Raw genomic sequence first — 26,883 nt, 5'->3', positions numbered from 1 at the left:
AATCAGCACAGGCGCCACTCCGCGATCGGAGCCCCACCCTTCAGCAGACTCAACAACCTGCCTGGACATCACACCTAAGCCGGGCCGCATTGCGGCGCGGCAAAGCCTGAGCCGGGCCGCATTGCGGCGCGGCACGGCCCCGTGCCCCACGTCGGGCTTCATGCCTCGTTGAGGATCTGAATCGCTTCTTCGCCGGGGCTCCCTGGTCGCTACTCTGGCCGAATGAGTACCTCAGACGCGTCGATGGTCGCCGGCGCTGCGCGATCGACGTCCACGCGCGTCGCAGTGTTCGCCGCCTACGCGGCTCAGGGACTCGGGTATGCCGTCGTGGTCACCTCCCTCCCCGCGCTCAAGCAGCGGCAGGGCGTGGATGACACTGTCGTCACGCTCATCGTCCTGGGTGTTGCTATAGCCGCCGCGGGTGGTTCCGTGCTCGCCAACGCGCTCGCCGTGCGCTTCGGGAGCCGCACCGCGCTCGTTGTGGGACTCCTCCTTCAGGCGGCGGCCCTTCCCGCCATCGCACTACCGACCCCCTTCCCGCTGTTCGTCTCCCTCTTCGCGGTCTACGGCATCGGCCTCGGTTGCGTGGATGCCGCAACCGCGATGCAGGGCGTCATCGTGCAGCGCGCCCACGGCAAACCGCTCCTCGGCGGCTTCTTCTCGGCCTACACGGCTGCCGCGACCGCCGGAGCCCTCCTCGTGTCGGCGATCGCAGCGTCCCCCTTTGCTGCGGGCGTGGCCATCGGGACGGCGGGCGTTGCAATCCTCGTGGTGGCTGTGGTCGGCATCCGCCTCTTTGCGCGGGAGGTGCCGATCGAGACTGCCCTCCCCGCGACTGAGCGCGCTCGCCTGCCCCGAGCCGGCATCTGGGCTTTCGGTTTCGTCATCCTGGCAGTGTTCGTCGTCGACTCCGCCGTGAGCACCTGGAGCACGGTCTACCTGCAGGACGACCTCGGGGCTCTGCCCGCCCTCGCGCCTCTCGGATACGCCGCCTACCAGGTGTGCGTCCTGATCACCCGCCTCGCGACCGACCGGCTCCTGGGCATCATGAGCAGGGGCCGCCTGGTGACCGGCGCGATCGTCGTCTCGGTGATCGGCGTCGTGGCTGTCGCGCTTCTTCCCTTCGAGATCGCGGCGATCCTCGGCTTCGCTCTAGCTGGGGCCGCGACCGGCATCCTCATCCCCGTGACCTTCGGCGCCGCCGGCGACCTCTCCCCCGCTCACTCCGACCAGGTGATTGCCCGGGTCAACATCTTCAACTACGCCGGGGCGATCCTCGGAGCCGTCATCGTCGGTCTTCTTGCCGACGGTCCGGGACTTGCCATCGCATTCCTCATCCCTGCGGGGGTCCTCGCAGCCTCCCTCTCGGTGGTCCGCTGGTTCCGCACGGATTCGCGCCACGCTGTCGAAACGGATGCCGCGCGTGAGGCTCGCTAACCTGAGACCGTGAGTTCGCCCGACCGCAACCGCCGCGATACCGCGCGCGCGGCGCAGCAGCACGAGGAGACCCTGCGTGCGCGGTGGGAGGAGACCCAGGAGCGCCTGCTCACACGGTTCGAGGAACCGATTTCGTTCGCGACCCGAGTAACCAAACGGACGCTGGCGTGGTTCCCGATCCGCGTCTGGCGCCACTTCCTGATCGCCAACGGCTTCCTGCTTGCCGCGGGAGTGAGCTACCAGGCCCTGTTCGCGATCTTCGCCGCGGTCTACGTCGCCTTCGCCCTCGCCGGGCTCTGGCTCGGCGGCAGCGAAGAGGCGATCCAGAACCTCATCGAGCTCATCAACCAATACATCCCGGGACTGATCGACAAGGACGGGCCGATCACGCCGGATGCCGTGGCGGAAATCGCCACCAACTCGGCGAGCCTGTTCGGGATCACCGGTGCGATCGCTCTCGTGACGTTGATCTGGACGGCGATCGGCTGGGTGACGTTCTCGCGCCGCGCCGTGCGCGAGATCTTCGTGCTGCCCCCTGACCGGCGCCCCTACCTGCTGCTCAAGAGCGGTGATCTGCTGGCGGCGGCACTATTCGGCATCCTGCTGCTGGTCGGCGGCGGGCTCGGTGCGGTGGGTACCTGGGCACTCGATATCGTGTTCTCCTTGTTCGGGCTCGACACCGAATCGGTGTGGTTCTCGATCGGCGTGCGCACCGCGACCCTTCTCATCTCGTTCGCGATCAATGCCGCAGCTCTGGCGGCGCTCTACCGGTTCCTGACGGGAACGAGCCTGCGCTGGCGCACGATCTGGCCCGGAGCTCTGCTTGCCGGAGCGGCTGTCACGGTGCTGCAGCTCGGCGCCGGGTGGCTGCTCAGCTACACGCCGACGAACGCTCTGCTCGCGACCTTCGCGATTTTCGTCGGTCTGCTGCTGTGGTTCCGGCTCATCGGCATCATCATGCTCGTCGGTGCGTCCTGGATCGCCATCTCAGCCCGCGACGAGAACATCCCGCTGCTCGAGAAGACCGAAGCCGAGCAACTCGCCGAAGAGCACGCGGCGCTGGTGCTCGCTGCCCAGGTGCGCCTGCGCACCGCCCAGGAAGCGCTGGATGCCGCGCCCTGGTACGCCCGGTGGACGGCCACCCGGGACGTGCGTCGGGCGGAAGAGGAGCTGCACGAAGTGGAGGCTTCCGCACCGCCCGCGCCCCGTCGCCCCAGCGCGCTCGACGGATTCGTCTAGATCGCTCCCTCCTGGGGGCATCGCGGGGCTGCGTGTCGGCGACGATGCCTAGGCTGAAACGCGTGCCCCGAACCATCCGCATCGCCTCCATCAACGTCAACGGCATCCGCGCCGCTACCCGCAAGGGAATGCTCGAATGGATCGAGGGGGCAGACGTCGACATCATGGCGCTGCAGGAGGTCCGCGCGAACGAAGAACAGCTGACCGCAGCGCTTCCCGGGTGGCGAATCGTGCACCACGAGTCCCTCCAGAAGGGCCGATCGGGTGTCGCGGTGGCGAGCCGGGAGGATGCGGGGGCAGTCCGCACCGTGCTCGGCCCCGCGCCCCTCGACCAGTCGGGTCGGTGGATCGAAGCTGACTTCGACATCGACGGCGAAACCCTCACGGTCGTGAGTGCCTATGTCCACTCCGGAGAAGACGGCACCCCGAAGCAGGATGCGAAGTACGCCTTCCTCGACGCGATGCAGGCACGCCTTCCGCAGCTGGCCGCGCACTCCCCCCTCGCCGTTGTCATGGGCGATCTGAACGTCGGACACCGCGAGCTCGACATCCGGAATTGGAAGGGCAACCTCAAGAAGGCGGGCTTCCTCCCCCGCGAGCGCGCGTACTTCGATCGCATCCTGGCCCCGCAGGGCGAAGAGGTCGCGTGCCTCGACGGAACCACCGGCACCGGCCTCGGGTGGGTGGATGTCGGACGCCGCTGGGCCGGCGAGGTCGACGGGCCGTACTCGTGGTGGTCGAACCGCGGACAGGCCTTCGACAACGACACCGGGTGGCGCATCGACTACCACCTCGCCACCGCTCCCCTGGCCGAGCGGGTGACGGCGTATCGAATCGACAGGGCACCGTCGTGGGACACCCGCTGGAGCGACCACGCGCCGGTCGTCGTCGACTACACGATCGGCGGGTGAGCGAGACGGCTGCCACATCGCCGCGGCCTAGGATTGTCGGGTGACCAAGCCCCGCCTGTACTCCGGAATGCAGCCCTCCGCCGACTCCCTCCAGATCGGCAACTACATCGGCGCGCTCATGCAGTGGCGGGATCTGCAGGAGGCCTACGACGCGTTCTTCTCGGTCGTCGACCTGCACGCACTGACGCAGCCGAACGATCCGGCCGAGCTGCGTGAGAAGACCCGGCGCACCGCGGCCCAGTACATCGCCGCAGGCATTGAACCGTCGAAGTCGACCCTGTACGTGCAGTCGCACGTTCCAGCGCATGCCGAGCTGGCATGGGTGCTCTCGACGCTCACCGGCTTCGGTGAGGCGGGGCGGATGACCCAGTTCAAAGACAAGTCGCAGCGGTACGGCCAGGATGCGACATCCGTTGGGCTGTTCACCTACCCGGTGCTCATGGCGGCCGACATCCTGCTGTACCAGACCGACATCGTGCCCGTCGGTGACGACCAGAAGCAGCACGTCGAGCTCACGCGAGATCTTGCCGAGCGCTTCAACGGACGATACGGCACCACCTTCCGGGTGCCGATGCCCGTCATTCAGCAAGACACCGCCCGGATCTACGACCTGCAGAACCCGACGGCGAAGATGTCGAAGTCGGCCGAGTCGGATGCCGGCGTGCTGTGGCTGCTGGATGAGCCCGCCAAGAGCGCCAAGAAGGTGATGCGTGCCGTCACCGACAGCGAGGGCTCGGTGCGATACGACCGCGAGAACAAGCCCGGTGTCTCGAACCTGCTCGTCATCTACGCTGCCCTCACTGGTCGGCAGATCCCCGCGATCGAAGACGAGTACGCCGGCCGCGGCTACGGCGACTTCAAGAAGGGTCTCGCCGACGTCGTGGTGAACGAGTTCGAGCCGGTGCGGGCTCGGGCGCTGGAGCTGCTCGATGACCGGGCCGAACTCGACCGGGTCCTCGCCTCCAACGCCGCGCGCGCGGAGTCCGTCGCACGGTCGACGCTCGGCGACGTCTACGACCGGATCGGGCTCCTGCGCCGCGCCTGAGCCGCCCGATCCGTCGCGATATCTCTTACCAGACGCTGTCCCCGCGGATCACGACGTCGCTTCCGCCGTCGACAAACACGACCTGACCGCACAGGTGCGAGTTCTCGGGGCCTGCCAGCCACGCGAGGAGCCGGGCAACGACAATCGCTTCGGCGAAGCCGTTGAGCGGCATGGGAACAGCCTGCTCGATCATGGAGCGACCCTCGTCGGTCTGCATGAGCGGAGCGACCATCGGCGTGAGAATGACGCCCGGGGCTACGGCGTTGAGCGGGATTCCCGCACCCGCCCACTCCGGCAGAGCGGCGTGGCGACGAATCCACCGCGCGAAGCCGACCTTCGTCGAGCTGTAGATGAGATTTCCTGTCTCGGCGTCGGCCGCAAGTTCAGCGGCGCGCGCGAGCGCCCCGGGTTCGTCCCCGCCCAACTCCAGATCGACAAGCCGCGTGTCCGACGGCTGCAGGCTCGCCATCGACGAAACTCCGACGGCTCGGGGCGCGTCGGATTCCAACAGCAAAGGTCGCAGGCCCTCGAGCGTCGCAACCATCCCGAAGTAGTTGACTCCCACAGTCGCAGGCGCAGGCACGGCAAGCCCAGCGATCGCGAGGATGCCATCGATCCTGCCGCCGGACAGACGATTCACCTCGACGACCAGCCGCTCCCTGCCTTCGGTTGTCGTCAGGTCGACCTCGACATCGCTGTCGTGCAGGTCCACGCCGATCACCCTGTCGCCTCGCTCGACGAGGAGATCCGCTGTCGCCTTGCCGATACCGGAGGCAGCGCCGGTCACAACGTAGGTACGCATCTCGGAGTCCTTTCTCCCTCACGCCGGGGCGCGGAGCGCTCCGTAACGCTATGGCTCTGACGCTACGTGTGCTGAACCCGAACAGCGAGAGGCGAAGGTCCCGAGAAGCCGCTTAGGGTGGGGCGATGGATGTCGTCGTGCTGCGCACCGAGCGCTGCGAGCTCTCGCCACCGACAGACGCCGACGTGGATGGGATCTTCGAGGCGTGCCAGGATCCGGCGATCCAGCGATACACCACCGTGCCTTCGCCGTATCTGCGCGAGCACGCGGAGCAGTTCATCCCTCGCGTGCAGCGCCACTGGGCCGAGGGTCGCGAGGCGACGTGGGGCATCCGTCATGACGGACGGCTCGCGGGGATGATCGGGCTGTACCGCCGCGAGCCGGAGACGGCAGAACTGGGGTTCTGGATGTCGCCCTGGGCGCGTCGGCGGCATCTGTTGACCGAAGCCGCCACCGCGGTCGTCGACTTCGGGTTCGAGCGGGCCGGGATGTCACTCTCACGCATCGAGTGGCGCGCTGTCGTGGGGAACACCGGCTCCGCGCGGGTCGCCCGCGCCCTGGGGTTCCGCTACGAAGGCCTGCTGCGGCAGGCGCTGGCGGGTCCATCGCACCGGGACGATGCGTGGATCGCGGGGCTCCTCCCCGGCGACGATCGCACCCCTGTTGCATGGCCTGTCCTCGATGGAGGCCTGCCGCCGCTTGTCACGCCATGACAGGATGTCGCCATGCCCGAGATGCCGGAAGTGCAGGGACTGGTCGACTACCTCGCGGGCCGCTTGCCGGGACTGATCGTCACCCGCGCGACGGTGACAAACATCGCGGCACTCAAGACCTACGACCCGCCGCTGGATGCGCTCGTCGGCACGACGGTGCTGTCGGTGTCGCGCCACGGCAAGTTCATCGACATCAAGACGGGAGCCGATGCCGCAGCATCGCTGCACCTGATCTTCCACCTCGCGAAGGCGGGATGGCTCCGTTGGTACGACCAGCTGCCGAGCACGATCATCCGCCCTGGCAAGACCCCCATCGCGCTCCGCGTCGGTTTCTCGGATGGCTCAGGCTTCGACCTCACCGAAGCCGGGACAAAGAAGTCCCTGGCGGTCTACGCGGCCCGAAACCCGACCGACGCACCCGGCATCGAGCGGCTCGGCCCCGATCCCCTCGACCCGGGCTTCGATCGCGATGCGCTCGCAGCGCTTCTCCGTGGACGCCGCACCCAGATCAAGGGCGTGCTGCGCGACCAGTCGATCATCGCCGGGATCGGCAACGCCTACTCCGACGAGATCCTGCACGCGGCACGGATGTCGCCCTATGCCTTGGCCGCGAACCTGACCGATGCCGACATCGACACCCTGTTCGCCGCGATGCGGCACACCCTCACCGAGGCGATCGCGGAGGCATCCGGCAAGCCGCCAGCAGATCTCAAGGATGCCAAGCGCCGCGGGATGCGGGTGCACGGCCGTCGCGGCGAGGCCTGCCCGGTCTGCGGCGACGAGGTGCGCAGCGTCTTCTTCGCCGACAACTCGCTCGAGTACTGCCCCACGTGCCAGACCGGCGGCAAGCTGCTCGCTGATCGTCGCCTCTCCCGCCTCCTGAAATAGACCCGAGATACGCGCCCGACCAGTCTGCTCAATGGTCTCCGCAGGAGCGAAGCGAACTGCCCAGCGCGGGGCTGGCACCGGGTCTGGCGGGAGCCGGCGCAGCCGGCGAGGGCATGTCCCCGCGCTGGGCAGTTCGCGTAGCGGCACCACTTACCGCAGCGACCGCCCATCGGCGCAACGCGAACGAATCAGTCGCCGAGCGTGTCCATGAGTGTCCGGGCGTCGTCGTCGACCCAATCGAGGGACTTCGTGACCGCCTTCTTCCAGAGGCGGTAACGGCGAGCGCGTTCCTCGTCCGACATCTGCGGCTCGAACCGGCGGTCGACCTGCCAGTGTTCGCGTAGCTCGTCAAGGTCCGACCAGACTCCGACGGCGAGGCCTGCCGCATAGGCAGCGCCGAGGGCCGTCGTCTCGACCACGCGCGGGCGCACGACCGGGATGCCGAGGATGTCGGCCTGGAACTGCATGAGCAGATCGTTCTTCGTCATCCCACCGTCGACGCGGAGTTCCGAGAGGTCGCGGCCGGCATCCCCGACGACGGCCTCGATCACGTCCCGGGTCTGGAAGGCGGTCGACTCGAGAGCGGCGCGGGCGATGTGCGCGCGGGTCACGTACCGGGTGAGGCCGACGATCGCACCGCGGGCATCCGGTCGCCAGTAGGGAGCGAACAGGCCCGAGAATGCGGGCACGAAGTACGATCCGCCGGCGTTCTCGACGGTCATGGCGAGGGTCTCGACATCCTGCGCGCGGTCGATGATCCCGAGGTTGTCGCGCAACCACTGCACGAGCGATCCGGTGACGGCGATCGAACCTTCCAGCGCGTAGTGGGCGGGCCCGTCGCCGAGCCGGTACGCGACCGTCGTGATCAGACCGTGCCGGGACCGGACGATCTCGGTGCCCGTGCCCACCAGCAGGAAGTTGCCGGTGCCGTACGTGTTCTTCGAATCGCCAACACCGAAGGCGGCCTGTCCGAAGGTCGCGGCCTGCTGATCTCCGAGGATGCCGGCGATCGGCAGTTCGCGGGCGGTGCCCGGCAGCGCAAGCTCGCCCACGACATCCGACGACGAGCGGATCTCGGGCATCATCGCGCGGGGAATGTTCCACAGGGCGAGCATCTCGTCCGACCAGTCGAGGGTCTGCAGGTCCATGAGCAGCGTGCGGCTCGCGTTGGTGACATCGGTCACGTGCGCCCCGCCACTGGTGCCGCCGGTGAGGTTCCAGACCACCCACGAGTCGGGGGTGCCGAACAGCAGATGACCGGCCTCGGCATCCGCCCGCGCCCCCGGCACATGGTCGAGGATCCAAGCGACCTTGGATGCCGAGAAGTAGGTTGCAAGCGGGAGACCCGTCACCTCGGTGACGCGGTCGCCGACGCCGTCACGGGCAAGCGCGTCGAGCCGGGGCTGCGTGCGGGTGTCTTGCCACACGATGGCGTTGAAAACGGGCTGCCCGGTGCGGCGGTCCCACACGATCGCAGTCTCGCGCTGGTTCGTGACACCGGCGGCGGCGATACCGGATGCCTGCAGGTGAGCCTTGGCGAGGACGCCAGAGATCACCCACTCGGTGTTGGTCCAGATCTCCATGGGGTCGTGCTCGACCCAGCCGGCGCGCGGAAAGATCTGCTCGTGCTCGCGCTGAGCCGTTGCAACTACCGTTCCGGCACGATCGAACACGATTGCCCGCGTCGAGGTGGTGCCCTGGTCGATGGCTAAGACGTGTTCGGCCACGATGCCTCCCGAAGTGTTGAGCGCCTCCAGGCGATGGATGTCGCGCCGCTCAGGCTACCGGTGCCGCTGCGGGCTGCCACGTCGGATCGGCGGCGTGGACAGCGGCAAGTGCCGCGGCGACCTCTGCCCTGGCGGCATCCTCGTCCCATCCGAGGACGGGCGCGACGGCGTCGGCGATCTCGGCGACGACCGCGGGAGTGGCCTCACCGCGGAACGCGAGGCTCGTGCGGCGCAGCAGCAGGTCGGCCAGATGGACGACATCCTCTGTGCTCGCCAGGTAACGCAGCTCGCCGGTGCTGTAGGCGGGAAGGGTCCGGAGTGGCCGGTCATCGGCATCCTCGTCGACGAAGGCGATGACCTCGCGGGCTGTCGTTCCGTAGCGTTCGAGGAGGGTGGCTGCGGCATCCTTCGAGAGCCCCCGGCGGTTCTCGGCGACCCACTGGTGCCGTGCCCGCTCGGTCACCGGATACCCGGCTCCGCCGCCGATCGCACGGCCATGGGTCGTGACGATGCGGGGCCGAGCGAGCAGAGCGAGGGCGTCATCGGTGAGGTGGGCGGCGGAGGCACGGAAGGTGGTCCACTTGCCGCCGACGAGGCTGATCACCGTGGTGTCCGCCGACCCGGGGAGCTGCTCGGTCTCGACACGGTAATCGCGCGAGACGAAGCCGGGAGCGAGATCGCCGTGGCCGGGAAGCGGGCGGACACCCGAGAAGCGGTACACGATCTGCGAGCGGTCGACGGTGATGTCGGGGAAGACGTGCCCGATGAGGTCGATGAAGTAGTCAACTTCGGGCTCGGTGCACACCGCGGGCTCTGCCATGTCGTGCTCGAGGTCGGTGGTGCCGACCAGGACGCGTCCCTTGAGCGGGTAGATGAGCACGATGCGACCGTCGCGGTGTTCGAAGAAGATCTCTCGACCAGCCGTGGCTGCCAGCAGCTCGGGGTTGTCGAGCACGATGTGCGAGCCTTTGGTTCCGCCCATGAAGCTGGTCGGGGCCCCGAGGGCGCGGTTGGTGAGGTCGGTCCAGGGTCCGGATGCGTTGATCACGACCGCGGCGCGGAACGGGAACTCGGCACCTGTCTCGGTGTCGCGAAGCGTGATCGCGCCGTCCGCTGCCCCCACGACTTCGAGGTAGTTCGCGGCCCGGGCGCGGTCGCCACCGGCGGCACGCCCGTCGCGGAGCAGATCGAGCGCGAGTCGCTCAGGGTCGTGCACCGAGGCATCCCAGTAGGTCGCGGTGTACTTGACGGTCTCGTTGATCGCCGGAAGCGCTCGCAGCGAACCGGCGCGTCCGCGGAAGGTGTGGCGGGGAACACGGCCGCCGCCGCGCGAGAACGAGTCGTAGATCGTAAGGCCGATCTTGATCAGCGCGGCGCCGCGCTCGACGTGCTTTCCTGCGCCGTGACGCAGGAAACGGAGGGGCGCCGAAAACACCCCCGAGAACGTGGAGAAGATCGGGATCGTCGTCTGCAACGGACGGACGTAGTGGGGAGCCGTGGCGAGCAGATCGTTGCGTTCCGTGACCGCCTCGTGCACAAGCCGGAACTCGCCGTTCTCGAGGTAACGGACGCCGCCGTGGATCATGTGCGACGACGCTGCTGATGCGCCGCTGACGAAGTCACCGCGTTCGACGATCGCGACATCCACGCCCTGGAGAGCGAGGTCCCGAAAAGTCGCGAGTCCGTTCACCCCTCCGCCGACGATGAGGACATCGGCCTGCGGCCGGTCGCTCAGTCGGGCGACAGTGGTTCGTGCGACGGCGCTCATTGATCGTCCTTCCTCGCCCGGGTATCTCCCGGTGCTCCCATCGTGCCACACATGGTCGAAGTTGCAGGCTTTCTGCACATACGTGCAAACTGTGTCAGTGACCGACGATGCGACCCACTTGCGGCGGGCACTGACCGCCGCCCACCTCTACTACGTCCAGCTCCGCACCATGGATGCCATTGCCGCCGAGCTCGGGACCTCGCGCTCCACGGTGTCGCGACTGCTGTCGTTTGCGCGCGCCGAGGGAATCGTCGAGGTGCGCGTGCGTTCACCCCTCGACGCCCCGGGACTCGTGGAGACGCAGTTGCGCCGCCAGTTCGGGGTGCGCGCCCAGGTCATTCCCGTACCGGAGTCGGTGAGCGATCTCGAGCGCCTCGACCGCGTCGCGCAGGGAGCAGCTCAGTTGCTCGATGAGCTAATCGTCTCGGATCTGGTTGTCGGTATCGCTTGGGGCTCGACGCTGGCTGCGGTTGCCCGCCGACTCACTCCCAAGCGCGTGCACGGCACCACGTTCGTGCAGCTGAACGGCTCGGGGAACGTGAAGACGTCCGGTATCACGTATGCGAGCGAACTGCTCAGCAGATTCAGCACCGCATACGGCGGGGATGCCGAACAGTTCCCTGTGCCGGCGTTCTTCGATGATCCCGAGACTCGGCGCGCACTCTGGCGGGAGCGCAGCACGCGACGCATCCTCGACATCCAGAGCCGCATGGGTCTCGTGCTGTTCAGTGTGGGAGCTTTCCGGGCCGAGGTACCCAGCCGCGTGCACGCCGGCGACTACCTCGAACCCGCCGACCTCGAGCAGCTGAAGACAGAACGGGTCGTGGGTGATGTCGCGACGGTGTTCTACCGCGCGAACGGCTCCACCGAGGGGATCGCGCTGAACGAGCGGGGATCGGGCCCCTCTTTCGATCTGCTCCGCGCGGTCCCGCGGCGCTGCTGCATCGTGACCGGCGAGGCCAAGATCCCGAGCCTGCGCGGCGCACTCGCCGCAGGCCTCATCACAGATCTCGTCATCGACGAGCGCACCGCCCGCGCCATGGTCGACGGACGCGAAGCGTCGTAGCCCACGGGAATGAACGCGCGCGCGGCGCGTTGACTACACTCGAGAGCAATGAACGTGCTCCGGGGTCGGTGAGAATCCGAACCGGCGGTGACAGTCCGCGACCCGCTGCATCCGTGTTCGAGAGAACGCCGCAGCGGTTGATCCGGTGAAATTCCGGAACCGACGGTGATGCGACACGAAAGTGTCGTCAGTCCGGATGGGAGGCAGCACAGGTGACGCCACGGCGTTGTCGCCTTCCCTGCCCCGGCGTACCCGACCGGAGTGGGCAGTGAGTCAAGGCACAAGCGAGACAGCCGCTATGAGGCGCGCGCTGAGCGCTGCGCTTCGTGGCCCTCGCGGGGTGAACCCCCAGGTCGGGGCCGTCATCCTCTCTCCCGAGGGCGAGGTTCTCGCCGAAGGTTGGCACCGGGGCGTGGGAACAGCACACGCCGAAGTCGACGCGATGTCACAGCTGACGCCTGACCAGCTTCGCGGCGCCACGGCAGTTGTCACCCTCGAGCCCTGCAACCACACCGGCCGCACTGGCCCGTGTGCGCAGGCTCTCATCGACGCTGGTGTGGCTCGCGTGGTCTACGCGGTCGATGATCCCGGCGTCATCTCAGGCGGCGGGGCCGAACGTCTCGTAGACGCGGGTGTAACTGTCGAGTCGGGTCTGCTGCGCGATGAAGGCACCACGCTCCTTGACACCTGGCTCGCTGTCCAGCGGCTGGGCAGGCCCCACGTCACCGTGAAGTGGGCGCAGAGCCTGGATGGCCGCGCCGCGGCCGCCGATGGAACGAGCATGTGGATCACCGGCCCCGAGGCGCGCGCTGACGTGCACCGGCGGCGATCGGATGCCGATGCGATCGTGGTCGGCATCGGCACCGTGCTCGCCGATGACCCGGCACTCACCGCACGGGGCCCCGCCGGCCAGCCCCTGTCGCAGCAGCCCCTGCCTGTCGTTCTCGGCAGGCGCGCGATTCCGGATGCCGCGCAGGTGCGCAGGCATCCCCGCACCCTGATCCAGCGGCCCGGGACAGACCTCACCGTGGTGCTGGACGAACTGCGCGATCTCGGTATCCAGCGTGTCTTCGTCGAGGGCGGGCCGACGGTTGCGGCATCCTTCCTGCGCGCCGGGCTGGTCGACGAGGTGCTGGCGTATGTCGCTCCGGTACTGATCGGTTCCGGCCCGGACGGCGACCGGCCGGCCGTCACCGACATCGGGGTCACGACCCTCGCCGAGGCTCACCGGCTTGAGCTGACCGCGCTCGAGCGGCTTGGAGATGACGTGTTGCTCGTCGCACGTCCCCGCGCCACCGCCGAGACTCCCGAATCCCCATCCCCCGAGACCACCGTCGCTGACGCGTCGTCGGTGTAGTCAGGAGCAGCCATGTTCACAGGACTCATTGAAGAGATCGGCCGCGTTACTGCCGTCGAGCCGTCGGGTGACGGCATCCGGTTGACGATTCACGCACCGCAATCCGTCGCGGATGCCGCGCACGGCGACTCCATCGCCGTCAGTGGGGTCTGCTTGACGGTCGTCGCTCGCGACGGCGACGGCTTTACCGCCGACGTCATGCGGCAGACGCTCGATATGTCGACCCTCGCCGATGTCTCGGTCGACCGCCTCGTGAACCTGGAGCGCGCCACCGCCGCGGGCGGGCGCCTGGGCGGACACATCGTGCAGGGTCACATCGACGGCACAGGGACCGTCGTCGAGGTTCGACCCGGCGACCAGTGGCGGGTGATCCGCGTCGCGATCCCCCAGCATCTGGCACCCCTCATCGTCGACAAGGGATCGATCGCGATGGACGGCGTGTCCCTGACCGTCAGCGCCGTGAGCGAACCGGCCGCCACAGAGCCCTGGTTCGAGGTCTCGCTCATTCCCGAAACCCTCGAGGCCACCACCTTCGACACGGTGCAGCCGGGCTCGCCCGTGAACCTCGAGACCGACATCCTTGCCCGTCACGTGCAGCGTCTGCTGGCGTTCCCCTCGGCGGCCGCGGCCGCCCCGACCGAAGGAGGCTCGCTGTGAGCCTTGCCACCATCACCGAAGCCCTGGATGCGCTGCGCGCTGGGCGCCCGATCATCGTCGCGGATGACGAGAATCGCGAGAACGAGGGCGATGTCATCCTGTCGGCAGAGCTTGCCACACCCGAGGCCGTCGCGTGGACGATCCGGTGGTCGAGCGGCCTGCTGTGCGCGCCGATGCCCGCCGAGTGGGCCGACCGCCTCGACCTGCCGCCGATGGTTGCGGTCAACGAGGATGCTCGCGGCACTGCCTACACCGTCACGGTGGACGCCGCAGATCGCACCTCCACCGGCATCAGCGCGAGCGACCGTGCGCACACCCTGAACGTGTTGGCCGACCCTGCAGCGACGCCCTCGAGCGTCATCCGGCCGGGCCACGTCCTGCCGCTTCGCGCTGTCGACGGCGGCGTCCGTGAACGAGCCGGACACACCGAGGCTGCCGTCGAGCTGATGCGACTGGCCGGCCTGCAGCCGGTCGGAGCTATCGCGGAGGTCGTGGCCGAGGACGGCTCGATGATGCGAATGCCGGGACTGCTTGAGCTCGGTGCGCGCGATGGAATCCCCGTCATCACCATCGAGCAGCTCATTGCCTACCTCGACGAGCACGAGCCCCGCCCGGCCGAACCGCAGGAGGTGCACCATCGGCGCGTGAGCCTGCGGGCAGAGGCGACCGTCCCCACGGCTCACGGCGTGTTCCGCTTTCTCGCCTACAAGGACCGGATCACCGGCACCGACCACATCGCGGTCGTGGCCGGCGACCTGGCCGAGGACGCGCCACTCGTGCGCGTCCACTCGGAGTGCTTGACCGGCGAGGCCTTCGGCTCGCTCAAGTGCGAATGCGGGCCGCAGCTGGATGCCGCGCTCGACGCTATCGCGCAGAACGGCGGGGTTGTCATCTACATGCGCGGACACGAGGGACGCGGCATCGGCCTGATCAACAAGCTGCGCGCCTACAGCCTGCAGGAGCGGGGGCTCGACACCGTCGACGCGAACCTGGCTCTCGGGTTGCCCGCCGATGCGCGTGACTACGCTGCAGCCGCCGGCATCCTGGGTGATCTCGGCATCGAGCGGATGCGTCTGCTCACGAACAACGGCGACAAGGTCGCTCAGCTGCGGGGCCTGGGCCTCGACATCGTCGAGCAGGTGCCCCTGCTCGTGGGTGTGGGGCCGAACAACCACCAGTACCTGGCCACGAAAGCGGAGCGCATGGGACACACCATCGCCCTCGACGACCTGGATCGCGCCCTCGGAGTCGGGGCCGCAGCAGAGAGGACCGACGCATGAGCGGAACCGGCGCCCCCGAGCGCGAAACCATCGATGGCTCGGGCCTGAACATCGTGATCGTCGCCGGCCAGTGGCACGAGACCATCGCGAACGGCCTCCTGGAGGGCGCCCGCCGAGCACTGGAGGATGCGGGTGCTTCGTACCGGGTCGTGCCGGTGCCCGGCTCATTCGAGCTTCCCGTCGTAGCGAAGGCAGCTCTGGATGCCGGCGCTGACGCCGTCGTGGCGCTGGGGGTCATCATCCGCGGCGGCACTCCTCACTTCGAGTTCGTCTCGTCGGCGGCCACCGACGGACTCACCCGCGTCGCCCTCGACACCGGCAAGCCCGTCGGCTTCGGCGTGCTGACCCTGGACGACGAGGCGCAGGGCATCGACCGAGCCGGCCTTCCAGGCTCGCGCGAAGACAAGGGCTTCGAGGCCGCGGATGCCGCCCTCCGCACCGCGCTCGCGCTGCGGGACCTGCGGGCCTGACCGGCACCGGGTGAGGCGAACAAGACTCCACCTTCAGTGAGGCATAAGGTACGCTGACGGCATGGAGATTCTTCGTCACGCCGTCCTTCTCGTTCACCTCTCGGGCTTCGCGATTCTGTTCGGCGCCTGGGTCGTCGAGGCGGTGCGGCGCACCGGAGCCGTAACGGCACTCATGAACTGGGGTCTGCTGATCGCAGGCGTGGCAGGCCTTGCCCTGGCCGCGCCGTGGGGCGTACCGGAGGGCGTCGAGTTCAACTACATGAAGATCGGGACGAAGCTCGTCATCCTGCTCATCATCGGTGCTCTTCTGGGTATCGGATCGGCCCGCACCAAGCGAAATGGCTCGGCACCGGCCGGTGTATTCTGGGCGATCGGCATCCTGACCTTTATGAACGCGGCCATCGCCACACTCTGGCGCTGAGGCATCGGAGGTGCGGGGGCCGTTCTCGTCCCCCGCACCGATAGGCCTCCATGACCTCTTCCGTCGCCGTTCCGTCCGCTCCCGCCAACCCGCGAAGCCGCGTCATCACGGCAAGCCTCGTCGGCACGACGATCGAGTTCTACGACTTCTACGTGTACGCGACGGCGGCAGTTCTCGTCTTCCCCGCGCTGTTCTTTCCTACCGGTAACGAGACCACATCACTGCTGGCATCCTTTGCGGTCTTCGGCGCCGCGATGGTCGCCCGGCCCCTGGGCGCGGTCGTGTTCGGCCACTTCGGCGATCGGTTTGGCCGCAAGGCGACCCTGGTCACCTCGCTTCTCACAATGGGTATCGCGACCTTCGTGATCGGCCTACTCCCGACCGTGAACGAGATCGGGGTCTGGGCCGCGGTGTTCCTGCTTGTGCTGCGACTCGCGCAGGGATTCGCGCTGGGAGGCGAGTGGTCGGGGGCCGCGCTCGTCGCTACCGAGAACGCCCCGGCAGGCAAACGAGCCTGGTACGGCACATTCCCGCAGCTGGGCGCTCCCATCGGTTTCATCATCGCCAACGGCATCTTCCTGGCGATCAACGTTGCTCTCCCGCACCCCGACGGCACGGCCCAGGCGTCCGACGCCTTCCTTGCCTGGGGCTGGCGCATCCCGTTCCTGTTCTCGGCGGTCATGGTCATCGTCGGCCTGTGGGTGCGGCTGCGCCTGGTCGAGTCCGACTCGTTCACGCGGGCCGAGAAGAGGGGGACGCTCCGGAAGTTCCCCCTCGGGCTCGCCCTGCGTCGCTACTGGTGGCGGCTCATCCTCGGCACGTTCATCATGCTCGCGACCTACGTGCTGTTCTACCTGATGACCAGCTTCACGCTCTCGTACGGGACGAAGGCGACGACGGATGCCGCGCAGGCCGCCGCGGAAGCCGCCGGAACGCCGTTCGACCCGGCCAGCTACGTTCCGGGCCTCGGTTTCGGGTACACGGACTTCGTGCTGATGCAAATCATCGGCGTCGTCTTCTTCGGGATCTTCACGCTGCTGTCGGGCCCCGTGGCCGACGCGATCGGCCGCCGTCGCCTGCTGCTGTGGGTGACGGCGGCGATCATCGTGTTCGGCTTCACCTTCACGGTGTTCCTGCTCCCCCAGGCTGACCCGAAGTTCACGGGAGCACTCGTGCAGGCGTTCCTCGTGTTCGGGTTCGTCCTCATGGGGTCGACCTTCGGCCCGATGGGCGCGGTGCTGCCCGAACTGTTCCCCACCGAGGTGCGCTACACGGGCTCGGCGGTGTCCTACAACGTGTCGTCGATCCTGGGCGCGGCCCTTGCTCCCCTGGTCGCGGTCGCCCTATGGGCAACCGCCGACGGGAGCCCGGTGCTCGTCGGGCTCTACCTGTCGGCGATGGCCATGCTCACCTTCATCGCCCTCGTGCTGTCTCCCGAAACCAAGGACGTGGACTACGACGAGATCGGGGCGGGCGAGACGGTATCGCTCTAACGAGGACCTCGGCGGCAGAACGCTGTCGCGTCAGTCCAGGAAGAGCTTGCGCAGTCGGGTGGTCGTAAAGACGAGGCCGACGGCGATCATGACCACGTAATACAGGACGTGACCGAGCATCGCGATCGAGAGCGCGCCGGTGGTGAGGCCGCGAATGAGTTCCACGCCGTGCCACAGCGGCAGGGCCATGACGATCGCCTGGACGAACTCCGGATAGACGGTGATCGGGTAGAAAGTCGCCGAGAAGAGGAACATCGGCAGCAGCACCATGTTGATCCAGTCCATGTGTTGGAAGGTCTTCATGTAGCTCGTGATCGCCATCCCGAGGCTCGCGAACCCGAAAGCGATCAGCACGACCGCGGGGAGCGCGAGGATAGCCGTGGGCGCGAGGTTCAGCCCCGCGATCTGCATGATGATCATGAACCCGGTGGCGTAGACGAGTCCGCGCAACAGTGCGTAGAGGATCTCACCGAGGGCGACATCCAGCGGCCCGAGGGATGTCGCCAGCTGCCCCTCGTAGAGCTTGCCGTAGTTGAGCTTGAAGAAGACGTTCCAGGTGGAGTCGTAGATGGCGCCGTTCATCGCCGACACCGCCAACAGCGCGGGAGCGATGAAAGCCGCGTAGGAGACCACCAGCCCCGAGGAGGTCTCGACATCCTCGATGAGGCTACCCAGACCGATGCCGAGCGAGGCAAGGTAGAACACGGGCTCGAAAAAGCCCGAGAGCACGACGATCCAACTCGACGAACGCGCCGCGATGAGACCGCGCTGCACGACGGCCCAGGGGTTGCCCGACCACAGGGCGCGGACGCTCCCGCTGCGACGGGGTTCGATCTCCGATGCCACCGCGGTCATTTCGCGAGCCTCCGGGTGAAGGTGCGGCGAGCGAACGCGTAGCCGACGACGGTGAGGACCACCAGATACGCGAGGTGGATCGCGGCAGCGCCGGGACCACCCGGTGATCCGTACGTTGCCATCCGACCCAGCTCCGATGCATGCCACAGGGGCGAGACCCACCCGATCCACTGCAGCCAGATGGGCAGGGTCTCGAGCGGGTAGAAGGTGCCCGAGAACAGGAACATCGGAACGAAGAGGAAGCGCTGCACGAGCGCGAACTGCCCCTTGTCATCCTGGATCGAGGCGGCGTATGCCATCAGGGGCACGCCGAACGCGAGGCCCGCAAGCAAACCGACGAACATCGCTACCCAGCCGGTCGCAGGGTCGGGAACAGCGCCGAAGAGGACGATGAACACGTAGTAGGCGACGACAGCGATCAGCATCCGTGCGGATGCGCCGAGGATCACCCCGTTCGCGATCTGCGGGCTCGACAGCGCTGACGCGTTGAACCCGTAGAAGTAGCGGCGCCACTTGAAGCCCGACATCACCGGATAGGTGAACTCCTCGGTAGCCACGCCGATCGCTGCGGTCATGAGCAGCGCCGGGGCGACGAACACGAGGTAGCGGACCTGCTCGCCGTGTACCTCGATCGTCCCGTCCAGGAGCGCAGCAAGTCCCAGCACCAGTCCGAGCAGGTACAGGATGGGCTGTCCGAGGGCCCCGACCACGATCGTCCACCCGTAGGCGCGCATCGCACGCACCATGTGCTCGGCGACGTACCACGATCCCCACCGGCGGGGCTTGCGCCCCCAGGCGAGCGCCTCGGCGCGCAGCTCATCGAGCGAGGGCTGAATGCGCGCATCCGGAACCGGCGTACTCATTCGATCAGCGACCTTCCGGTCAGGCGCAGGAAGACATCCTCGAGGCTCGACCGGCGCACCAGGGAGGTCAGTGGCTGCAGCCCGGCGGCTGTCACCCGTTCGAGCGCCTGTTCACCGTCGTGCGCGTAGACGAGGATGCGGTCGGGTAGCACCTCGACGCGGTCGCCGATCCCCTCGAGCTGCGGCGCCACCTGCTCGTTGCGGTCCGACCCGAAACGCACCTCGAGCACCTCACGGCTGGAGTGCTCGCGGATGAGGGAGGCAGGCGTCCCCTCGGCCATGATCCGGCCCTTGTCGACCACGATGAGCCTGTCGCACAACTGCTCGGCCTCATCCATGTAGTGGGTCGTCAGCACGAGCGTCGTGCCACGCTCCTTGAGGCGGAAAAGGCGGTCCCACAGCACGTGCCGAGCCTGCGGGTCCAGCCCGGTCGTCGGTTCGTCCAGCAGCAGGATGCGGGGGTCGTTGATCAACCCGCGCGCGATCGTGAGCCGGCGCTTCATGCCGCCGGAGAGCTGGTCGACCTTGCTCTTGGCTTTGTCTTCGAGCGCAGCGAACGCGAGCAGCTCGTCGGCCTTCTGGGCGCACACCTTGCCGGGCAGCCCGAAGTAGCGGCCGTAAATGAAGAGGTTCTCGCGGGCGTTGAGTTCCCCGTCGAGGTTGTCCTGCTGCGGAACGACGCCCAGTCGCGAGCGGATCTCGGGCCCGTACTGGTCAGGATCTAGGCCCAGGATGCTGAGCTCTCCGCCCGTGCGGGTCGAGACTGCACCGATCATCTTCATCGTCGTTGACTTACCGGCACCGTTGGGTCCGAGAAGTCCGAAGGACTCGCCGGGGGCGACCTCGAACGATAACCCGTTCACGGCGAAGAAGTCATCCTTGCCCGCGATCTTGTAGGCCTTGACGAGGTTATGGGCGCGGATCACGGGCTCTGGCACCGTCCTACTGTACGAGCGATCTCCGACATCCTGAGACGTCGGAGTAGCATCCCGGTGTGACCGATACACAGCTTCCGTACCGCGCCGACATCGTCGGCAGTTTCCTTCGACCGGCAGCTCTCGCCGAGGCTCGTGCCGCGCGCGCTGCCGGCGAGATCGACGAGAGCGCCCTGCGCGAGGTGGAAGACGCCGAGATCGCGGCGCTCGTGGCCAAGGAAGCGCAGAACGGTCTGCGGCTTGCCACCGATGGGGAATTCCGGCGGTCGTGGTGGCACTTTGACTTCTTCGGGATGCTCGATGGCGTCGAGGTCGTCGAGCTCGACCACGGCATCCAGTTCCAGGGTGTGCAGACCCGGCCGCTCGGCCTGCAGGTGAGCGGACAAGTCGGATTCCGTGACACGCACACGTTCGTCGCCCACTTCCGCGCGCTTGCCGAAGCGACTGCCGCAACCGGAGCAACACCGAAATTCACGATCCCCGCCCCCACCGTGTTCGACTTCCGCCTCGAGCCCTCCGGGATCACCACCGACCTGTATGCCGACCGCGACGCGCTCGTACCCGACCTCGTGCAGGCCTACCGCGACGCGGTACAGGCGTTCTATGACGCCGGATGCCGCTACCTGCAGTTCGATGACACCGCATGGGCCTACCTCTGTTCGCCCGAGGAGCTCGAGAAGGCAGCGGCCCGCGGCATCCGCACCGAGGGAATCGGCGAACGCTACTCAGCGATGCTCAACGCGATCCTCGAGGCAAAGCCCGCCGACATGACGATCACCACCCACGTGTGCCGGGGCAATTTCCGGTCTACCTGGATCTCCTCCGGCGGCTACGAGCCGGTCGCCAAGCACCTGCTGGCCGACACGAACTACGACGGTTACTTCCTCGAGTACGACAGCGACCGCGCCGGTGGCTTCGAGCCGTTGCGCTTCCTCCCCCATGGCCACAAGCGCGTCGTGCTGGGCCTGGTGACCACCAAGTCGGGAGAGCTCGAGGATGCCGCCCTGCTGCGCACCCGCATCCAGGAGGCTGCGCAGTTCGCGCCGCTTGAGCAGCTTGCCCTCAGCCCCCAGTGCGGATTCGCCTCGACCGAGGAGGGCAACCTCCTCACCGAGGACGAGCAGTGGGCCAAGATCCGCCTGGTCGTCGACACTGCCGCCACCGTCTGGAGCTGACCCGCACGCGAGCCGCAGCCTTGACGCGAGGGGTCGCAACACGCCGCACAGACGCAGCGGCTTACGGCGTGTTGCGACCCCTCGCGTGGGAGTCCACAGCTCAGGAGCGCTTGAGGTAAGGACGGCCCTCGAGGGCTGCACGGTCGATCTCTTCCTGGTCCTCGACGAACGGGGTGCCGTGGGTGTGGAACGTCGGCACCGTCTTCATCCCCCAGGCCTGCCCTTTGGCGCGCTCGGCCTGACTCCACTCGACGACCGGCCAGTCGGGGTCGAGGATGAGACGCCCTTGTGCGGTGGCAAATTCGATGCGGTTCCCGCCCGGTTCCCATACGTAGAGGAAGAACGTCTGGTTGATCGCGTGCTTGTAGGGGCCGTACTCGATGTAGATGCCGTTCTCGAGGCAGATGTCGGCTGCCTTGAGGATGTCTTCCCGAGAGTCCGGGGCGATCGCGAAGTGGTGGAACCGGCCCCGCTGGTGCGTCCAGTCGTCGGAGTACACGACGTCGTACGACTTTTGGTTGAACCGGAACCACCAGGCCCCATACCGGCCGTCGTCGAGGCGCACCCGCTCGGACTCCCGCGACATCATGACATCGCGCCAGAACTCCCCCGCCGCGTTGACATCGCTCGCGAGGTAGTTGATGTGATCCATCCGCCGTGCGTTGATCCCCCGGCCGGGGTACGCGGATGCCTGGTTCTTCAGCGCCGGGCGATCCTCGTCATCCGGAACATAATGCTCGGTGTCGTAGTACAGCGCCATGAGGTGGCCGTCGGGATCCTCGAACTCGAACGAGCGGCCCACACCGACCTCGGCATCCCGCCAGCCATGCCCGAGGCCGGATGCCTCGATCGCCGCCACTCGTCTCTCCAGAGCCTCCGGGCTCGATGCGCGGTAGAGAGTGCGACCCACGCCGTTCGTGTCGGACGCGGTGAGCTTGAGCGTGTACAGCTGGTACTCGTCCCAACACCGCAGATACGCCGAATCTCCGATGCGGGCGACCTCCCGCATCGCGCAGATGTCGCGGAAGAACCGGAGGCTCTCCTCGAACCGCGGAGTGAACAGTTCCACGGCGCCCAGGTGGGCAAGGTCGAAGTTCTCGCTCGTAGCCATGGGTGTCCTCTCTGACACAGCCTCTCTACCGATGCCTCCTGTCTATCATCGATTTACCTCTGGACATAGGTAAATTTTGCCCGTACGCTCTCGCTGACACCACCCGGACGAGGAAGTCGAGGAGACACCCATGGCCAAGAATCTGCAAGAGCTGCTGGACGAGAAGGGCGATACCGTCCGGATGCTGCGGGACTCGCAGCTCGGCACGTACATCTACCCGGTCGTCCCGGCCGAGTTCAGCAACTGGCGCCGAGAGCAGAAGGCGTGGCGCAATGCCGCCGTGCTCTACGACCAGAGCCACCACATGGTCAACTTCTTCGTGAAGGGACCCGACGCACTGAAGCTGCTCAGCGAGACCGGCATCAACGGGTTCAAGAACTTCCCCGTCAACACGGCCAAGCAGTTCGTCCCGACGGCCTCCAACGGCGGCGTCATCGGCGACGGCATCCTCTTCCACGAAGCAGAAGGCGAGTACGTGTACGTCGGCCGCGCTCCCGGCGCGAACTGGCTGCAGTTCCACGCCGAGACCGGCGGCTACAACGTCGAGGTCCGCTACGACGACCGCTCCCCCTCGCGCCCCTACGGCCAGGCCGTGCACCGCGACTACTACCGCTTCCAGATTCAGGGCCCCAACGCCTGGGCGATCATCGAGAAGCTCGCCGGCGGCCCCGTCGAGCAGGTCAAGTTCTTCCACATGGGAGAGATGACGATCGCTGGCGAGAAGGTGCGCACCCTCCGTCACGGTATGGCCGGCGCCCCGGGCCTGGAGATCTGGGGACCGTACGAGCAGCACGGCAAGATCCGTGACGCCATCCTCGAGGCCGGCCGCGAGTTCGGCATCGAGCCCTGCGGCTCCCGCGCCTACTCCTCGAACACCCTGGAGTCGGGCTGGATCCCCTCGCCCCTTCCGGCGATCTACTCCAGTGAGGCAGAGCGCGCCTACCGCGAGTGGCTGCCCGCGAACAGCTACGAGGCCATCAACGCCCTGGCTGGATCGTTCGTCTCGGACAACATCGAGGACTACTACCTCAACCCCTGGGAGCTCGGCTACGGGTCGTTCGTCAAGTTCGACCACGACTTCATCGGTCGTGATGCCCTCGAGAAGATCGACCCCGAGACCCAGCGCAAGAAGGTCACTCTGGCCTGGAACGACGAGGACCTCACCAAGGTGCTCGCCTCCGTGCTCGACCGCGAAGGCCCCGGCTACCAGTTCTTCGACCTTCCCAACGCAAACTACGGCTCGAGCAACTACGACGCGGTCATCGACGCCGACGGCAACACCGTCGGACTGTCGCTGTTCACCGGCGTGACCGCCAACGAGAAGCGCGGCCTGTCGCTGGCCACGGTCGACCGTGACGTGCCCGTGGGCGCCGAGGTCCGGGTCGTCTGGGGCGAGCCGAACGGCGGGTCGGGCAAGACGACAGTCGAGCCGCACGAGCAGATCGCGATCCGCGCCGTCGTGAGCCCGGTGCCGTACGCGGTGACCGCACGCCAGGAATACCAGGGCGGGTGGCGCACCACCGGGGCACTCTGACCCCGACGCGCTACGCGCACCAGACGAATGAGGGGGCGGATGCTGCAGCATCCGCCCCCTCATTCGTGTCAGACCCGACGCATCACGACGCGATGTGAATGCCTTCAAAGCCGCCCGGAAAGCCGCTGACGGCGGCAGAGACCGTCGCAAAGAACCAGTCCAGCGCTCCCGTGTGCTGCGGGGAGCGGCGACGATACAGGTGCAGCTCTACCGGGCCCAGAGCAAACGGCAGATCACGGATCACCAGTGGCCAACTGCGCGACCACCCGACGGCGAGAGTCTCGGGAATCGTGGCGATCAGTGTTGTCGACCGCGCCAGCAGAGGCGGGAGCGACGCGACATGCTGCACGCTGAGTGCCGGAGGATCGCTCACGCCCTGACGGGCATGCACGCCGGCCAGCACGCTTGCGCTCGAGTCGCCCTCGACCCACACTCGCCGCGCCCCCCGGTAGACCTCGAGAGTCATCTCTGTCTCGGCTAACGGGTTCTGGGCCGACATCACGACGCGGTACCCCTCGCGCTTGACGGTCTGCCGCTCAAAGGCGCCAGGCAGCTCCATGGGGGTGATGGCAAGGTCCACGGACCCCCTGGTGAGCAGCTCTTCGAGGTCTTCGCCCCGCAGCGCACTGACGGCGAGCCGGGCGCGCGGCGCCGCGGCAGCCATGGCCTCCCCGATCGCGGGCAACCAGCCGATCTCGCCCAGTTCTGACAGGGCTATCCGAAACGTGCGCTCGGAGGTGGAGGGATCAAAGCCGGTCACGGCAGCCAGCGTCCGATCGATCACGGACAGACCCTCGTGCAGCTCGGGATAGATCGCCTCGGCGAGGGCCGTGGGGCGCATCCCCTGGGCAGTGCGCTCGAACAACGGATCACCGAGCTCCCGCCGCAGCCTCGCCAGCGACTGACTGATCGCCGACTGCGTCACAAAGAGCCTGCGCCCCGCCGCCGTAAGGCTGCCGGACTCGTAGATGGCCACGAAGACCCGTGTGAGGTCTGCGCAGGAGCTGTCGACGACTTCTTTCACGATCTCGGTGCGGATCCTCACCCGACGTCATCCGCCGGGTGAGCAGAACAACCAGCGCGGAGTACGGTCGTAGTTAGCCCCTCCCCCGAATCGAGGTCTCGATGTCGCGCGCTGATTCGCGTCCCGCCCGCCGTGGTCGTCGCACCCCCGAAGAAGGCCCGCGAGCGACGTTCCGCCAGCTGGTGCCCTTCCTTCTCGAGCATCGGAACGTGCTCATCGTGGTCGCGATCCTGAGCATCATCGGCGCAGTCGCCACTCTCGCCCAGCCCGTGCTGGTCGGCCAGGTGATCACCCGCGTTCAGGATCAAGTCCCCCTCGGATGGCTGGTGTGGGGAATCGTCGCGCTCGTGGTCGCGGCGTCCCTCATCTCCGGGTTCCAGCACTACCTGCTGCAGCGCACCGGGACTGCCGTGGTCTACTCGAGCCGGCGACAGCTCGTGGCCCGCATCCTGCATCTTCCCATCCAGGAATTCGACGCCCGCCGCACAGGCGACCTCGTTTCCCGTGTGGGTACCGACACGACGCTGCTGTATGCGGTCCTCACGCAGGGACTCGCGGATGCCGTCGGCAACTCGCTCCTCTTTATCGGCGCCCTGGTCGCGATGGCCCTGATCGACCCCCTCCTGCTGCTGCTGATTGTCGTCGTCATCGGTCTGTCGGTCACCGTGGTCGTGATCCTCAGCGGCAGGATTCGCCGCGCCACGGGTGAGCAGCAAGAGAAGGTCGGCGAGCTCGCGTCGTCAGTGGAGCGCGCTGTGAGTTCGATACGGACGGTGCGCGCCGCCGGCGCCACCGACCGCGAAGTCGCAGACATCACGGGTGTCGCGACGGAGGCTTACGGCGTCGGCGTGCGGATCGCGAAGGTCTCGGCGCTCGTCGTTCCCGTCGCGGGTATCGCCCTGCAGGTCTCGCTGCTGGTCGTCCTGGGTGTCGGCGGGTTCCGCGTGGCGTCCGGCGCGATCGAGATCGCGAGCCTGGTCACCTTCATCATGTTCCTCTTCCTGCTCGTCGGCCCCCTCGGGAGCTTCTTCGGCGCCATCACCTCGGTGAACCAGGCCCTGGGGGCTCTCGGCCGCATCCAAGAGATCCTCAATCTGCCGGTCGAGGATGCCGACGACGCGCGGCTCGCGGCATCCGTCACGGAGTCCTCCCCCGCCCGTTTGCCGCAACACGCCGCAGGCTCAGACGCCGACGATCAGTTTGCGGCAATCGAATCGCCGGCGATCGAGTTCCGGGATGTCTGGTTCCGCTATCCCGAGGCCGTTGTCGCCGCGCGCCGGAAGGCCGAAACTGAAGCACGTGCGGTGCTCGAGAGTGCGCATGTCGACACCTCGGTGATCGCACTCCCGGGTGACGGCGAGGGCGACGCGGATGCCGAGTCCGGCGCGCAGGCGCAGTCCGAGGCATCCGATCATGCTGGCGAGGTGCTGCGCGGCGTCTCGTTCCACGTCCCCCGCGGGTCGCGCGTGGCGATCGTCGGCCCGTCAGGAGCCGGTAAGAGCACGACGCTCGCGCTCATCGAGCGGTTCTACGACCCGACAGCCGGCGCGATCCTGCTGGGCGGCGCCGATATCCGGACACTCCCGCGCGAACAGCTTCGCGCGCAGCTCGGCTACGTCGAACAAGATGCGCCGACCCTCGCCGGGACGATCGCGCAGAACCTGCGCCTGGCCTCTCCCGAGGCGACGGATGCTGATTGCGAGCGCGTCCTCGACGCGGTGAACCTGACCGAGGTGCTGGAGCGCAGTCCGTTGCGCCTGGAGGCTCCGGTGGGCGAGAACGGCGTCATGCTCTCGGGCGGCGAGCGTCAGCGGCTGGCGATCGCGCGTGCCCTGCTGGCAGCTCCCCCCATCTTGCTGCTGGACGAATCGACATCATCCTTGGACGGTCTCAACGAGCAGCGGATGCGGGATGCCATCGACGCCGTCGCAGCAGAACGGACCCTCATCGTCATCGCCCATCGCCTGTCGACGGTCGTGGACAGTGACCTGATCGTCGTCATGCAAAACGGCGAGGTGATCGGCCAAGGGACCCATGGTGAGTTGGTCGAGTCGACACCGCTCTATCGCGACCTCGCCCGCCACCAACTGCTGGTCTGACCCGCGTGCGCTG

24 protein-coding genes and 1 riboswitch are annotated in these 26,883 nt (G+C 67.4%); of the genes, 16 read left to right on the top strand and 8 right to left on the bottom strand.

The window, feature by feature from the left end:
* Window positions 1-222: 222 nt before the first annotated feature.
* From LL236_RS12545 to trpS, 4 genes are all read left to right on the top strand, one after another.
* The gene (locus LL236_RS12545) at window positions 223-1,437 is read left to right on the top strand and encodes an MFS transporter (RefSeq protein ID WP_228179183.1); all 1,215 of its coding nucleotides are present in this window, start codon (window positions 223-225) and stop codon (window positions 1,435-1,437) included.
* A gap of 9 nt (window positions 1,438-1,446) precedes the next feature.
* Window positions 1,447-2,676, top strand: coding sequence for a YihY/virulence factor BrkB family protein (locus LL236_RS12540; protein WP_228179182.1), 1,230 nt, complete (start codon window positions 1,447-1,449; stop codon window positions 2,674-2,676).
* Between the two features lie 62 nt (window positions 2,677-2,738).
* Entirely contained in the window at window positions 2,739-3,587 is an 849-nt protein-coding gene (locus LL236_RS12535; RefSeq protein WP_228179181.1) for an exodeoxyribonuclease III, read from the top strand.
* A 40-nt stretch (window positions 3,588-3,627) separates the two neighbouring features.
* Window positions 3,628-4,632, top strand: coding sequence for a tryptophan--tRNA ligase (trpS, locus tag LL236_RS12530; RefSeq protein WP_228179180.1), 1,005 nt, complete (start codon window positions 3,628-3,630; stop codon window positions 4,630-4,632).
* A 25-nt stretch (window positions 4,633-4,657) separates the two neighbouring features.
* Here the strand turns inward: trpS and LL236_RS12525 are convergent, their stop codons facing one another.
* Window positions 4,658-5,434 (bottom strand): SDR family oxidoreductase, encoded by a 777-nt coding sequence (locus tag LL236_RS12525; protein WP_228179179.1) that lies wholly within the window; start codon window positions 5,432-5,434, stop codon window positions 4,658-4,660.
* A 125-nt stretch (window positions 5,435-5,559) separates the two neighbouring features.
* On the opposite strand from LL236_RS12525, the gene LL236_RS12520 reads away from it, so the two are divergent.
* On the top strand, window positions 5,560-6,147 hold the full coding sequence (locus tag LL236_RS12520; RefSeq protein ID WP_228179178.1) for a GNAT family N-acetyltransferase: 588 nt from the start codon (window positions 5,560-5,562) through the stop codon (window positions 6,145-6,147).
* Between the two features lie 12 nt (window positions 6,148-6,159).
* Window positions 6,160-7,035 carry an Fpg/Nei family DNA glycosylase gene (locus LL236_RS12515; RefSeq protein ID WP_228179177.1) on the top strand — a complete coding sequence of 292 codons (876 nt, stop codon included), beginning with the start codon at window positions 6,160-6,162 and terminating at the stop codon, window positions 7,033-7,035.
* Between the two features lie 188 nt (window positions 7,036-7,223).
* Here the strand turns inward: LL236_RS12515 and glpK are convergent, their stop codons facing one another.
* Window positions 7,224-8,762, bottom strand: a complete 1,539-nt coding sequence (gene glpK / locus LL236_RS12510; RefSeq protein WP_228179176.1) for a glycerol kinase GlpK — start codon at window positions 8,760-8,762, stop codon at window positions 7,224-7,226.
* A 49-nt stretch (window positions 8,763-8,811) separates the two neighbouring features.
* Window positions 8,812-10,530, bottom strand: coding sequence for a glycerol-3-phosphate dehydrogenase/oxidase (locus tag LL236_RS12505; protein WP_228179175.1), 1,719 nt, complete (start codon window positions 10,528-10,530; stop codon window positions 8,812-8,814).
* Window positions 10,531-10,627: 97 nt separating this feature from the next.
* Between LL236_RS12505 and LL236_RS12500 the strand changes: the two genes are divergently transcribed.
* The 7 genes from LL236_RS12500 (at window position 10,628) to LL236_RS12470 (ending at window position 17,274) form a co-directional block, all read left to right on the top strand.
* Window positions 10,628-11,596 (top strand): sugar-binding transcriptional regulator, encoded by a 969-nt coding sequence (locus tag LL236_RS12500; protein ID WP_228179174.1) that lies wholly within the window; start codon window positions 10,628-10,630, stop codon window positions 11,594-11,596.
* A gap of 52 nt (window positions 11,597-11,648) precedes the next feature.
* Window positions 11,649-11,808, top strand: a riboswitch (FMN riboswitch).
* 86 nt (window positions 11,809-11,894) lie between these two features.
* Window positions 11,895-12,953 carry a bifunctional diaminohydroxyphosphoribosylaminopyrimidine deaminase/5-amino-6-(5-phosphoribosylamino)uracil reductase RibD gene (ribD, locus tag LL236_RS12495; protein WP_228179173.1) on the top strand — a complete coding sequence of 353 codons (1,059 nt, stop codon included), beginning with the start codon at window positions 11,895-11,897 and terminating at the stop codon, window positions 12,951-12,953.
* Window positions 12,954-12,965: 12 nt separating this feature from the next.
* Entirely contained in the window at window positions 12,966-13,610 is a 645-nt protein-coding gene (locus tag LL236_RS12490; protein WP_228179172.1) for a riboflavin synthase, read from the top strand.
* A complete protein-coding gene (gene ribA, locus LL236_RS12485; RefSeq protein ID WP_228179171.1) occupies window positions 13,607-14,890 on the top strand; it encodes a GTP cyclohydrolase II in 1,284 nt (427 codons plus the stop codon). Before LL236_RS12490 ends, ribA begins: the two co-directional genes overlap by 4 nt.
* Complete coding sequence (gene ribH, locus LL236_RS12480) at window positions 14,887-15,360, top strand: 6,7-dimethyl-8-ribityllumazine synthase (protein ID WP_228179170.1); 474 nt, start codon at window positions 14,887-14,889, stop codon at window positions 15,358-15,360. Before ribA ends, ribH begins: the two co-directional genes overlap by 4 nt.
* Before the next feature lie 61 nt (window positions 15,361-15,421).
* Entirely contained in the window at window positions 15,422-15,781 is a 360-nt protein-coding gene (locus LL236_RS12475) for a Fe-S protein (protein ID WP_228179169.1), read from the top strand.
* Between the two features lie 50 nt (window positions 15,782-15,831).
* On the top strand, window positions 15,832-17,274 hold the full coding sequence (locus tag LL236_RS12470) for an MFS transporter (RefSeq protein WP_228179168.1): 1,443 nt from the start codon (window positions 15,832-15,834) through the stop codon (window positions 17,272-17,274).
* A gap of 30 nt (window positions 17,275-17,304) precedes the next feature.
* Here the strand turns inward: LL236_RS12470 and LL236_RS12465 are convergent, their stop codons facing one another.
* The 3 genes from LL236_RS12465 to LL236_RS12455 are packed head-to-tail and all read right to left on the bottom strand — an operon-like array spanning window position 17,305 to window position 19,930.
* Entirely contained in the window at window positions 17,305-18,129 is an 825-nt protein-coding gene (locus LL236_RS12465) for an ABC transporter permease (RefSeq protein WP_228179167.1), read from the bottom strand.
* On the bottom strand, window positions 18,126-18,992 hold the full coding sequence (locus LL236_RS12460; protein ID WP_228179166.1) for an ABC transporter permease: 867 nt from the start codon (window positions 18,990-18,992) through the stop codon (window positions 18,126-18,128). Before LL236_RS12460 ends, LL236_RS12465 begins: the two co-directional genes overlap by 4 nt.
* Window positions 18,989-19,930 carry an ABC transporter ATP-binding protein gene (locus tag LL236_RS12455; RefSeq protein ID WP_228179165.1) on the bottom strand — a complete coding sequence of 314 codons (942 nt, stop codon included), beginning with the start codon at window positions 19,928-19,930 and terminating at the stop codon, window positions 18,989-18,991. The genes LL236_RS12460 and LL236_RS12455 overlap by 4 nt, the downstream gene beginning before the upstream one ends.
* Before the next feature lie 56 nt (window positions 19,931-19,986).
* On the opposite strand from LL236_RS12455, the gene LL236_RS12450 reads away from it, so the two are divergent.
* A complete protein-coding gene (locus tag LL236_RS12450; protein WP_228179164.1) occupies window positions 19,987-21,102 on the top strand; it encodes a 5-methyltetrahydropteroyltriglutamate--homocysteine S-methyltransferase in 1,116 nt (371 codons plus the stop codon).
* Window positions 21,103-21,202: 100 nt separating this feature from the next.
* Here the strand turns inward: LL236_RS12450 and LL236_RS12445 are convergent, their stop codons facing one another.
* Entirely contained in the window at window positions 21,203-22,213 is a 1,011-nt protein-coding gene (locus tag LL236_RS12445; protein WP_228179163.1) for a VOC family protein, read from the bottom strand.
* A gap of 130 nt (window positions 22,214-22,343) precedes the next feature.
* Here LL236_RS12445 and ligM point away from each other — a divergent pair, with 130 nt between their 5' ends.
* Window positions 22,344-23,747: a vanillate/3-O-methylgallate O-demethylase gene (gene ligM / locus LL236_RS12440; RefSeq protein ID WP_228179162.1), complete on the top strand. Its 1,404-nt coding sequence runs from the start codon at window positions 22,344-22,346 to the stop codon at window positions 23,745-23,747.
* 82 nt (window positions 23,748-23,829) lie between these two features.
* Here the strand turns inward: ligM and LL236_RS12435 are convergent, their stop codons facing one another.
* A complete protein-coding gene (locus tag LL236_RS12435; RefSeq protein ID WP_228179161.1) occupies window positions 23,830-24,792 on the bottom strand; it encodes a LysR family transcriptional regulator in 963 nt (320 codons plus the stop codon).
* Window positions 24,793-24,872: 80 nt separating this feature from the next.
* Between LL236_RS12435 and LL236_RS12430 the strand changes: the two genes are divergently transcribed.
* Window positions 24,873-26,870: an ABC transporter ATP-binding protein gene (locus LL236_RS12430; protein WP_228179160.1), complete on the top strand. Its 1,998-nt coding sequence runs from the start codon at window positions 24,873-24,875 to the stop codon at window positions 26,868-26,870.
* Window positions 26,871-26,883: the final 13 nt, after the last annotated feature.

It is taken from the genome of Microbacterium schleiferi (assembly GCF_020781975.1).
Taxonomy (GTDB): domain Bacteria; phylum Actinomycetota; class Actinomycetes; order Actinomycetales; family Microbacteriaceae; genus Microbacterium.
Note: the sequence above shows the minus strand (reverse complement) of the source record. Positions and strands in the feature narration are given on the sequence as shown.